Origin of the sequence: Streptomyces macrosporus (assembly GCF_039533145.1) — a bacterium.
Classification (GTDB): Bacteria; Actinomycetota; Actinomycetes; order Streptomycetales; family Streptomycetaceae; genus Streptomyces; species Streptomyces macrosporus.
This window is the reverse complement of the sequence record NZ_BAAASZ010000029.1, coordinates 20,035-31,764: the sequence shown is the minus strand read 5'-3', so window position 1 is coordinate 31,764 and position 11,730 is coordinate 20,035. Positions and strand designations below refer to the sequence as shown.

The following is an 11,730-nucleotide window of genomic DNA, read 5'->3' as shown; positions in this document are numbered from 1 at the left end:
GCGCGGCCCGGTGACCGCCGACCTCGTGGCGGCCTGCGGCCCCATGCTGGTCGGCGGCGCGGCCGGCACGGGCAAGACGGAACTGCTGCGGTCGCTGGCCGCCTCCCTGGCCGCCGGGGAGCGGCCCGACCGGCTCTCCCTGGTCCTGGTGGACGGCGACGGCGACGGTCTGCGGATCTGCGGCGACCTGCCGCACGCCTCGACGTACCTGGCCGCGGGCGACCCGGTGCGGATGCGGGAGTTCGCCCAGGCCCTCAGCGGCGAGCTGAAGCGCCGCGCGGAGCTGCTCGGCGACCGCCCCTACGAAGCGGCCTGGGAGGCCCGGGAGGCCCACGAGGCGTACGCGGGCCGGGAGCCGCGGCGGGAGGCCGCCGCGGGCCCCGTCGCCCGGGTGGTCGCGCAGCGCCGGGCCGGCGACGGCGCCGACACGGCCCCGTCCGCGGCACCGCCCGCGGGGCCGGCGGGACCGCGGCCCGACGTCGACCGCGGCACCCTCAAGCTCCGGGCGCGCGCCCAGGCCCCGGCGCCCGCCGCTCCCGGCCCGCTGCCGCGCCTGGTGATCCTCGTCGACGACTTCGACATACTGGTCGACCCCGCCCTGGGCAACCCCGGCCGTCCCGCGGCCGGTTCCGTGGTCCGGGCGCTGGAGGCCGTGGCGCGGGACGGCGCCCGGCTGGGGATGCACCTGGTGGTCGCGACCGGGCGCCCGGAGCGCACGGCGCACACCGCCGCCGACCAGGGGGCGGCGCTGCGGGTGTCCCTCGGCTCCGACGACCCCGACGGCGGTCCGCTGCCCGGACGCGGGACGCTGCACCGGCCGGACGGTTCGTCGACCGCCTTCCAGGCGGGCCGGGTGACGGGCCGCATACCGCGGACCGCGACCCTGCGGCCGACGGTGGTCCCCCTGGACTGGGCCCGGGCCGGAGACCCGCCCACCCGCCGGCCCGTCCGCGAACTCGGCAACGGGCCCACCGACCTGGCGCTGCTGGCCAGCGCGATCGAGCGCGCCGCGCGCGAGGCCGGGGCCCCCGCCGCCCCTCCGCTGTTGTGACGGCGGCCCACGACGGTCCGTCAAAGTGCTTATGACGGAGGGGAGTTGAGGGTTCCACGGACCACCTCGGGTCACGAGACGGTCACGAACGGCGAGTTGAGATGTAAACCGCTATTGCCGGGCAAGGTGTCGAGGCGTAGGACTGATCGCACGGGACGTACGGCACGGCCGGCCGACGACCGGCCGTGCCCACAGTTGGGGACGGTGAGCAATGCGCACTTCTGTCCGTACAACTCGATCGCGGGCCGTGAGAGCGGCCACCGCGCTGGTCGCGGCAGTGGCCCTCTCCCTCACGGCGGCCTGCGGCGGAGGTGACGACGGAAACGGCGGCGGGGGCTCCGAGAAGGGCGCGCAGGACCGGAAGCCCACCGTCGAACTGCCCGAACTGGACGGGGAGAGGCTCCAGGTCGCCGCGGTGTGGACGGGCGAGGAGCAGAAGAGGTTCGGCAAGGTCCTGGAGGAGTTCGAGAAGCGCACGGGCGCCGAGGTGAGCTTCGTGCCCACCGGCGACAACGTGGCGACCTTCGTCGGCTCCAAGATCGAGGGCGGCGCGCCGCCGGACGTGGCGATGCTGCCGCAGGTCGGCGTGCTCCACCAGTTCGCCGAGAAGGGCTGGCTCAAGCCGGTCGACGAGGCCACCCAGGAGCAGCTCGACAAGAACTTCTCCCAGGGCTGGCGGGACCTCGGCGCCCACGACGGCAAGCAGTACGGCGTCTACTTCAAGGCCGCCAACAAGTCCCTGATCTGGTACAACACCACCGCCTTCGAGAACGCGGGCGTGAGCGAGCCCAAGACCTGGGACGAGTTCCTCCAGACCGCCCGGACGATCTCCGACTCCGGTGTCCCGCCGGTCTCGGTCGGCGGCGCGGACGGCTGGACGCTCACCGACTGGTTCGAGAACGTCTACCTCTCCCAGGCGGGCCCCGAGAAGTACGACCGGCTCGCCAAGCACGAGATCAAGTGGACCGACCCCTCCGTCAAGGAGGCCCTGACCACCCTCGGCGAGCTGTTCGGCCAGAAGGAACTGCTCGTGGGGGGCAACGCCGGCGCGCTGCGGACGGAGTTCCCCAAGTCCGTCACCCAGGTCTTCTCCGACCTCGACGCCCCGCGGGGCGCGATGGTCTACGAGGGCGACTTCGTCGCCGGCAACATCGCCGACACGGAGGCGAAGATCGGCGAGGACGCCCGGGTCTTCCCGTTCCCGGCGGTCGGCGACGACGCCCCCGTGGTGAGCGGCGGCGACGTGGCGGTGGCGCTGAAGGACAACGAGGGCGCCCACGCCCTGCTCACCTTCCTGGCCTCCACCGACGCCGCGGCGATCTGGGCCGAGCAGGGCGGCTTCATCTCCCCCAACAAGGAGCTGGACACCTCCCTCTACCCCGACGAGGTGCAGCGCGACATCGCCGAGGCGCTGATCGCCGCGGGCGACGACTTCCGCTTCGACATGTCCGACCAGGCCCCGGCCGCCTTCGGCGGCACCAAGGGCGAGGGCGAGTGGAAGGCCCTCCAGGACTTCCTGATGGACCCGGACGACGTGGCGGGCGCCCAGCGCGCGCTGGAGGCCGCCGCGGCCAAGGCGTACGGCGACTGACGGCCGGACGGAGCGACTGCCATGTCGACCGCCACAGCGGGCGGCCCGGCGGCCCCCGGCCTGCCGGGCCCGTCCGTCCCGCAGGCCCCGCGCCGGGCCTCCGTCGTCCGCACCCGTTCCTGGCCGGCCGTCTTTTTCCTGCTGCCCGCCCTGGTGCTGCTGGGCGCGCTGGTCGTCTATCCCATCGTCTACTCGGTCTACCGCAGCTTCTTCGACGCGTCCGGCACCGGCTTCGTCGGCCTGGGCAACTACGTCGAGCTGTTCACCGACGACGGCACCCTGACCGCGATCAAGAACAACACGATCTGGGTCGTCGTCGCCCCGACCGTCTGCACCGCCCTGGGCCTGATCTTCGCGGTGCTGACCGAACGGGTGCGCTGGGGCACGGCGTTCAAGCTGATCGTCTTCATGCCCATGGCGATCTCGATGCTCGCGGCGGGCATCATCTTCCGCCTGGTGTACGAGCAGGACCCGGACCGCGGCGTGGCCAACGCCGTCTGGGTGAGCGTCCACGACACCTTCAACGAGTCCTCCGCCTGGCCCGGCGCCCGGCCCAGGCCCGACTCCGACCTGAAGGAGTCCGGCGGCTCGTACACCACCGCCGCCGCGGTGGACGCCGCCGACCCGGCCAACCTGCCGCTGGTCGGCGTACCGCCGCAGGACCTCGTGGACGCCGCCGAGGCCAAGCCCGCCGAACCGGCCGGCGACGGCGGGGTCACCGGAACGGTCTGGATGGACTTCACCAAGGGCGGCGGCGGAGAGCCGAACGTCGTCGATCCCGGCGAGAAGGCCCTGGCCGGGATCACCGTCGAGGCGGTGAAGGACGGGCGCGTCGTCGCCACGGCCACGACCGGCGAGGACGGCACGTACGCCCTCCCGGCGGAGGCGGACGGCGCGCGCCTGCGGCTGCCCGCCGCCAACTTCACCGAGGCCTACAACGGCGTCAACTGGCTCGGCCCGTCCCTGGTCACCCCGGCCATCATCGCCTCCTACGTGTGGATGTGGGCGGGCTTCGCGATGGTGCTGATCGCGGCGGGCCTGGCGGGCGTGCCCCGCGAACTGCTGGAGGCCGCGCGGGTCGACGGCGCGAGCGAGTGGCAGGTCTTCCGCAGGGTCACGGTGCCGCTGCTGGCGCCCGTGCTCGCGGTCGTCCTGGTCACCCTGATGATCAACGTGCTGAAGATCTTCGACCTCGTCTACATCATCGCCCCGGGCGCCACCCAGTCCGACGCGAACGTGCTGGCCCTCCAGCTGTATCTGTCGTCCTTCGGCGCGGACGCCGACCACGGCGTGGGCAGCGCCATCGCGGTGCTGTTGCTGCTGCTGGTGGTGCCGGTGATGATCTTCAACATCCGGCGTCTGAGGAGGGAGAACCGACGGTGAGCACTCTCTCCGAGGCCACGTCCGGCCCCACCCCCGCACCCGCTCCCTCCCCCGCGCGGCAGGAGGGCGGCCGGGCCCGGCGGCCGCTCGGCGCGCGGATCGCCGCCCTGACCGGCCACTGGGCGGTGCGCTTCGCACTGATCGTGATCGCCCTGCTGTGGCTGCTGCCCACCACCGGGCTGCTGGTGTCGTCCTTCCGCGACCGCTCCGCCATCTCCTCCTCCGGATGGTGGACGGCGCTGGGCGACTGGTCGCAGCTGACGGCGGCCAACTACCGGGCCCTGCTGGAGAACGACGCGATCACCAACTCCCTGCTGACCACCCTGGCCATCACCGTCCCCTCCACGGTGCTGGTCGTGGTCATCGGCTCGCTGGCCGGCTACGCCTTCGCCTGGCTGGACTTCCCCGGCCGCGACTGGTGGTTCCTGGTGGTGGTCGGGCTGCTGGTGGTGCCGGTGCAGGTGGCGCTGATCCCGGTGGCGAAGCTGTTCAACTCGCTGGGCATCTTCGAGACCACCATCGGCGTGGTGGTCTTCCACACCGCGTTCGGGCTGCCGTTCGCGGTCTTCCTGCTGCGGAACTTCTTCGCGGAGATCCCGCGCGAACTGCTGGAGGCGGCCCGGCTGGACGGCGCGGGCGAGGTGCGGCTGTTCACGCGCGTCGTCATGCCGCTGGGCGGCCCGGCGATCGCCTCGCTGGGCATCTTCCAGTTCCTGTGGGTGTGGAACGACATGCTGGTGGCGCTGATCTTCGCCGACTCCGGCGATCCGCCGATCACGGTCGCCCTCCAGCAGCAGGTGCGCCAGTTCGGCAACAACATCGACGTCCTCGCCTCCGGCGCGTTCGTCTCGATGGTGATTCCGCTCGTGGTGTTCTTCGCCTTCCAGCGGCAGTTCGTCTCGGGCGTGATGGCGGGCGCGGTGAAGTGACCCCGCCCGGGTGAGCCGTGCGCACGGAGGAGGGGGCGGCCGGTCGGCCGCCCCCTCCTCCGTGCTCCGCCGCGCGCCTCAGCGGTTGCTGCGCAGCAGCGTGCGCATCGTGCGCATGGCCACCGAGAGGTTCGCCAGGTCGAACGTCTCCGACTTGCGGATCTCCTCCAGCGTGGCGCGGGCCCGGCCCAGCACGGCGGCGTTCTTCTCCTCCCACGCCGTGAAGCGCTGCTCGGGCGTGGCGCTGCCGTCCCCGGCGGCCAGCACGTCCGCCGTGAGGAGCTGGTGGGCGGCGTAGAGGTCCTCGCGGATCGCCGCGCGGGCCATGGACTGCCAGCGGTCGGCCCGCGGCAGCTCGCTCACCCGGTCCTGGAGCTCGGTGATGCCCAGCCGGTCGGCGAGGTCGTAGTAGACCTCGGCGACGTCCAGCAGCTCCCGGCCCGTGCGGTCGGCGACGGCGACCACGTCCAGGGCCGGGAAGGCGGAGGAGAAGCCCGCCACCCGCAGCGCCAGGTCGCCGGGGACCCCGGCGGCGGTCAGCTCGTCGTTCACGCTCTGGAACCACTCCAGGTCGGTGCCCCTGAGCAGCTTCGGCAGCTCGGACCAGACCACCTCCACCCGGTCCCGGAAGACCTCGACGGTCTCGGCGATCCGCAGCGGCTGCGGCCGGTTGTTCAGCAGCCAGCGGGTGCCGCGCTCGACCAGCCGCCGGGCGTGCAGCCGGACGCGGGTCTGGACGTCGGCGGCGACCACGTTGTCCAGCGCCTCCACCTCGTCCCAGACGCGGGCCAGGCCGAAGATCTCGCGGGCCGCGACGTGCGCCCGGACGATCTCCTCCGTCGAGGCCCCGGACTCCTCCTTCATCCGGTGCACCAGGGTCGACCCGCCGGTGTTGACCGTGTCGTTGACCAGGACGGTCGTGATGATCTCCCGCCGCAGCGCGTGGCGTTCGATCTGCTCGGGGAAGCGCTCGCGCAGCGCGGTCGGGAAGTACGCGTGCGCCAGCCGCCGCAGGTACGGGTCGTCCGGCAGGTCGGTGTCCGCCAGCTCCTCGGTGATGGCGATCTTGGTGTAGGCGAGCAGGACCGCCAGCTCGGGCTGGGTGAGGCCGTGGCCGTGCGCCAGCCGTTCGCGGATCTGCCGGTCGGTGGGCAGGAACTCCAACTGCCGGTCCAGCCGGCCCTCGCGGGTCAGGGCGCGCATGAACCGCTGGTGGGCGTGGAGGAGGCCGGACGCCTGCTGCATCCCGTTGGCCAGCGCGACGTTCTGCGCGTAGTTGTTGCGCAGCACCAGCTCGGCGACCTCGTCGGTCATCTCGGCGAGCAGGGCGTTGCGCTGCTTGACGGTCATGTCGCCGTCGGCGACGACCGAGTTGAGCAGGATCTTGATGTTCACCTCCAGGTCGGAGGAGTTCACGCCCGCGCTGTTGTCGATGGCGTCGGTGTTGACCCGTCCGCCCTTCATCGCGAACTCGATCCGGCCCAGCTGGGTGAGGCCCAGGTTGCCGCCCTCGCCGACGACCTTGACCCGCAGGTCCCGGCCGTCCACGCGGATCGCGTCGTTGGCCTTGTCGCCGACGTCGGCGTGGGTCTCGGTGGACGCCTTCACGTACGTGCCGATGCCGCCGTTCCACAGCAGGTCCACCGGGGCCTTGAGGATGGCCTTCATCAGCTCGGCCGGGGTCATCTTGGTGACGCCGTCCTCGAGGCCCAGCGCCTCGCGCACGTGCGCGTTGATCGGGATGGACTTGGCGCTGCGGGGGTGGATGCCGCCGCCGGGCGACAGCAGGGAGGTGTCGTAGTCGGCCCAGGACGAGCGCGGCAGCTCGAACAGGCGGCGGCGCTCGGCGTAGGAGACGGCCGGGTCCGGGTCCGGGTCGACGAAGATGTGCCGGTGGTCGAAGGCCGCCACCAGCTTGATGTGCTCGCTGAGCAGCATGCCGTTGCCGAAGACGTCGCCGGACATGTCGCCGATGCCGACGACCGTGAAGTCCTCGGTCTGGGTGTCGTGGCCCAGCTCGCGGAAGTGCCGCTTGACCGACTCCCAGGCGCCGCGGGCGGTGATGCCCATGCCCTTGTGGTCGTAGCCGGCCGAGCCGCCGGAGGCGAAGGCGTCGCCCAGCCAGAAGCCGTAGGCGGTGGCGACCTCGTTGGCGATGTCGGAGAAGGCCGCGGTGCCCTTGTCGGCCGCGACGACCAGGTAGGTGTCGTCCCCGTCGTGCCGCACCACGTCCTTGGGCGGCACGACCCGGCCGGCCACGAGGTTGTCGGTGATGTCGAGCATGCCGGAGATGAAGGTCTTGTAGCAGGCGATGCCCTCGGCCAGCCAGGCGTCGCGGTCCACCGAGGGGTCGGGCAGCCGCTTGCCGACGAAGCCGCCCTTGGCGCCCACCGGCACGATCACCGTGTTCTTGACCTCCTGGGCCTTCACCAGGCCGAGGATCTCGGTGCGGAAGTCCTCGCGCCGGTCGGACCAGCGCAGGCCGCCGCGGGCGACCTTGCCGAACCGCAGGTGCACGCCCTCCACGCGCGGCGAGTACACCCAGATCTCGTAGGCCGGGCGGGGCGCGGGCAGGTCCGGGATGGCCTGCGGGTCGAACTTCATCGACACGTAGGCGTGCGGCCGCCCGGACTCGTCGCGGGGCTGGAAGTAGTTCGTGCGCAGGGTGGCCTTGATGAGGGTGAGGAACGAGCGCAGGATGCGGTCCTCGTCCAACGAGGCGACCTGGTCCAGCGCCCCCTCCAGCTCCTCCAGCAGGCCGTCGGTCAGCTCGTGGCCCGCGCTCGCGTGCTCCGGGGAGAACCTGGCCTCGAAGAGGTTGACCAGCAGCCGGGTGGTGTGGACGTTGCGACGGAGGGTGTCCTCCATGTAGTCCTGGCTGAAGGGCGAACCGGCCTGCCGCAGGTACTTGGCGTACGCGCGCAGCACCATCGCCTGGCGCCACGTCAGCCCGGCGGAGAGCACCAGCGCGTTGAAGCCGTCGCTCTCGGCGTCGCCGCGCCAGACGGCGGCGAAGGCCTCCTGGAAGCGCTCGCGGGCGTCGCCGTCCAGGTTCTGCTCCCGGCCCGCGGGCACGCGCAGCCCGAAGTCGTAGATCCACGCCCGGGAGCGGTCGGCGCAGCGCAGCTCGTACGGGCGCTCGTCGACGACCTCGACGCCCAGGGCCTGGAGGATGGGCAGCACCGCGGAGAGCGAGACCGGCTCCCCGGTGCGGTAGATCTTGAAGCGACGCTCTCCCGAGGCGGCCCCGACGGGCTCGTACAGGCTGAGCGCGAAGTCGCTGACGCCCTCCTCGCTCTCCAGCCCCCTCAGGTGCCGGAGGTCGGCGACGGCCGCGCGGGGCGGGAAGTCGGCCTTGTACCCCTCGGGGAAGGCGTTGGCGTAGTGGTGCGCCAGCCGGGCCGCCTGCTCCTCGCCCAGCTCGGAGACCAGCGCCTCGGAGAAGCCGTCGTCCCAGGAGCGGGCGGCGTCGGCGAGCCGGGCCTCGATGCGCTCGACGTCGGCGTCGGTCAGCTCGGCCAGCTCCGTGCCCTGCGGGACGCGGATGACGAAGTGCAGCCGGGCCAGCACCGATTCGGTGTTCCAGGCGGTGAAGTCGACGTTGGTGCCGCCCAGTTCCTCGGTGAGGATGTCGATCAGCCGCAGCCGCACGGCGGTGGTGTAGCGGTCGCGCGGCAGGTAGACCAGCGCGGAGTAGTACCGGCCGTACTCGTCCTGGCGCAGGTAGAGCCGGAGCTTGCGGCGCTCCTGGAGGTACAGGACGGAGGTGACGATGTCGCGGAGCTCGTCGGCCGGGATCTGGAAGAGCTCGTCGCGCGGGTACGTCTCCAGGATCTGGAGCAGGTCGCGGCCGTCGTGGCTGTCGGGGGTGAAGCCCGAGGAGACGATGACCTCCTCGACCTTGCGCCGGATGACGGGCACGCGGCGCACCGACTCGGTGTAGGCGGCCGACGAGAACAGGCCGAGGAAGCGGCGCTCGCCGACCACGTTGCCCGCCTCGTCGAACTTCTTCACCCCGATGTAGTCCAGGTACGAGGGGCGGTGGACGGTGGCGCGGCTGTTGGCCTTGGTGAGCACCAGCAGCCGGTGCTCGCGGGCCTTGGCGCGGACGCCCGCGGTGAGCCGGTTGAAGGCGGGGGAACCCCCGTGCGCGTGGTGCTCCTCGCCGCCGTCCTGGCGCGGGTCGGAGCGGAGGATGCCGAGCCCGGTGCCGGGGACGGCGGTGAGCAGCAGCTCCTCGGTGCCGTCGGCGGCGGTCTCGGAAGTCAGGTCGTACTCGCGGTAGCCGAGGAAGGTGAAGTGGTCGGAGGCGAGCCAGCGCAGCAGCTCGCGGGCCTCCTCGACCTCCTGCTCGGGCACGTCGTCGGCGATCGGCTCGTCGGGCAGCCCGTCGGCGATCCGCAGGGCGGCGGCCCGCATCTTCTGCCAGTCCTCGACCGCCTCGCGGACGTCGGACAGCACGCGTCGCAGGTCGGCGGTGATCCGCCGCAGGACGTCGTGGTCGGTCTCGCGGTCGATCTCGACGTGGATCCAGGACTCGACGACCGTGTCGTGCGGGAGCCCGTCCCGGCTCTCGGCGTCCGGCAGGATCTCCAGCAGCTTGCCGGCGACGTCGCGGCGGACGACCACCTGGGGGTGGATCACCAGGTGGATGCCGCGGTCCTGCCGCGTCAACTCGTTGGTGACCGAATCCACCAGGAAGGGCATGTCGTCGGTGACGACCTCGACGACCGTGTGGGTGCAGGTCCAGCCGTTCTCCTCGACCGACGGCGTGTGGACGCGGACGTTCGCGGTGCCCTGGGGCCGCTCCTGCGCCAGTCGGTGGTGGGAGACCGCGGCCCCGTAGACGTCGACCGGGTCGCGGTCGAGGAGGTCCTCGGGTGCGGTGTGCAGGTAGTAGCGCTGGAGGTACGGACCGAGTGTCCCGGCGTCCAGGCCCGGAACCGGGTGGGTTCCGGCCGGGCCGTGCTCAGCCACTCGCGCGGCCCGTTCGAGCAGCTCGGCCTTCTCTTCGTCCAGCTTGGTCTGCATGTCGTCTGGCTCCTGTCGCGCGCCGTTGCGTGACGTCAAGGTGGTGGAGGCGTGACGCCGACACACACAGTGTCCGCCGGAGCGGGGCGTCATGCCGGAAAGAACCGTGATCGGTGGCGGCCCGGGCGCTGCCGCGCCGGGGTCTCACAGCGGAGGCGACGTTGCCTTCCGTGGGTATCGCACTGATCACGCGGCCAGGCTATCGCTCCCCGCCCCGGGGCCGTCTTGCACAGCTCGCGCAAAATAGGGGCTCCGAGTTGGCCGTATTGGACAGATCGCGCGGGCGTGCGCCGTCCCCGCTCACGGCAGGACCGCGGCGCCCGACGACGGCGCCCACCCCTCCTCGACCACGCGCCGGGCCGTCTCGACGGCCTCGACGAGGCTGTCGACCACCGGCACCCCGGCCGTCTCCAGGCTGGCCCGGCTGTGCGAACCGCCGGTGTACAGCACGGCCGACGCGCCCACGTGGGCCGCCGCCACCGCGTCGTCCACGGCGTCGCCGATCACCACGGTGCGGCGCGGGTCGAAACCGTCGAGCGTCGCCACGTGCGCCGCCATCTGCCGCGCCTTGCCCTTCTTCGGACCGTCCCGGCGGCTGCCGTCCACCCGGACGAAGTGCTCCTCGATGCCGTGGCGGCGCACCAGCGGCACCAGGTGGTCGTGCGGGGCGAGGGAGCACAGCGACTGTGTCGCGCCGGCCGCCCGCCACTCGGCGAGCAGTTCCGCCGCGCCCTCGGCGAGCCCCACGGTCTCGGCGCGCGTGAAGTAGTGCCGGTGGAAGACCGAGTCCATCTCGGCCCACTCCTCCTCGGTGGGCAGCCGCCCCATCAGCCGCTCGTAGAAGCGCGGCACCGGCACGCAGTACAGCTCCCGGTAGCGCTCCGGTGTGATCGGCGGCAGGCCGATCTCGGCGAACGCGGCGTTGGTCGCCTCGACGACCGCGTCGATGTCGTGCAGCAGTGTCCCGTTCCAGTCCCACACGATGTGGGCTCTCCCCGTCCCCGAATGCATACCCACGACGGTACGACGCCGCGGTGACAGTCCGCCGGGAACGGCCCGGAACGGCGACCCGGACGGACCGGTCAGCCGAGGTCCTCCAGGAGGTTGCCGATCTCCTGGGTGGCGTACCACAGCAGCTCGTGGTCGTCCGCCCCGTCCACGACGAACCGGGCGTCGTCGTCGCCCTGGTCGGCCGCGCCCAGCGCGTCCGCCGCCGCGGCGACGTCCTTCTCGGCGTCCTTGCCGTCGATGTGCACGGCGGCGGCCCTGGACAGCGGTACGGGCCGCTCGATGCGCACCTCGCCGAGCGTGGACGGGTCCAGGCTGTGGTCCGGGTCGGCGACCGCCTCGCGGTCGGGCACGTCCGCGGCCACCACCACCCGGAGCCGCGGGGCGTTCGGGTCGGCGGCCAGTTGCCGCAGCGACGCCTGCGCGGCCCGGCCGAGCGCGGCGTACTCCAGTTCCTCGATGTCGTCCGAGACGTACCACTCGCGCAGCCCCGGGGTGACCGCGTAGGCGGTCAGCGGGCCGGGGCCCAGCTCACCCTTCCGGTGCGCGTCCGCGAGGCCGGGCAGGGTCAGGGGGAGATAGACGCGCATCGCTACCGCTTTCGTGTAAGGCCGGTCCGACTGCCCCCGACAGCATACGGCGGGCGGAGCGCCTCGACCGTCTCCGGGGCCGTTCCGCCGCGCCCCGCCTCACGCGCGAGCACCACAGGTCAGGGGCACCGTGCGTCAGCACCGGCG

7 protein-coding genes are annotated in these 11,730 nt (G+C 72.4%); 4 read left to right on the top strand and 3 right to left on the bottom strand.

Going from position 1 to position 11,730, the window contains the following annotated elements; translation table 11 throughout:
* The 4 genes from ABD335_RS21360 to ABD335_RS21345 form a co-directional block, all read left to right on the top strand.
* Positions 1-1,051 (top strand): FtsK/SpoIIIE domain-containing protein (locus ABD335_RS21360; protein ID WP_344326019.1); only part of this gene is annotated, 1,051 nt, incomplete at its 5' end.
* A 211-nt stretch (positions 1,052-1,262) separates the two neighbouring features.
* On the top strand, positions 1,263-2,642 hold the full coding sequence (locus ABD335_RS21355; protein ID WP_344326017.1) for an ABC transporter substrate-binding protein: 1,380 nt from the start codon (positions 1,263-1,265) through the stop codon (positions 2,640-2,642).
* A 21-nt stretch (positions 2,643-2,663) separates the two neighbouring features.
* The gene (locus tag ABD335_RS21350; RefSeq protein ID WP_344326015.1) at positions 2,664-4,025 is read left to right on the top strand and encodes an ABC transporter permease; all 1,362 of its coding nucleotides are present in this window, start codon (positions 2,664-2,666) and stop codon (positions 4,023-4,025) included.
* On the top strand, positions 4,022-4,954 hold the full coding sequence (locus ABD335_RS21345; RefSeq protein ID WP_425583696.1) for a carbohydrate ABC transporter permease: 933 nt from the start codon (positions 4,022-4,024) through the stop codon (positions 4,952-4,954). The genes ABD335_RS21350 and ABD335_RS21345 overlap by 4 nt, the downstream gene beginning before the upstream one ends.
* 78 nt (positions 4,955-5,032) lie before the next feature.
* Here the strand turns inward: ABD335_RS21345 and ABD335_RS21340 are convergent, their stop codons facing one another.
* From ABD335_RS21340 to ABD335_RS21330, 3 genes are all read right to left on the bottom strand, one after another.
* Positions 5,033-9,985: an NAD-glutamate dehydrogenase gene (locus ABD335_RS21340; protein ID WP_344326012.1), complete on the bottom strand. Its 4,953-nt coding sequence runs from the start codon at positions 9,983-9,985 to the stop codon at positions 5,033-5,035.
* Positions 9,986-10,285: 300 nt separating this feature from the next.
* Positions 10,286-10,996: an HAD family hydrolase gene (locus ABD335_RS21335; RefSeq protein WP_344326010.1), complete on the bottom strand. Its 711-nt coding sequence runs from the start codon at positions 10,994-10,996 to the stop codon at positions 10,286-10,288.
* 71 nt (positions 10,997-11,067) lie between these two features.
* Entirely contained in the window at positions 11,068-11,583 is a 516-nt protein-coding gene (locus ABD335_RS21330) for a DUF6912 family protein (protein ID WP_344326007.1), read from the bottom strand.
* Positions 11,584-11,730: the final 147 nt, after the last annotated feature.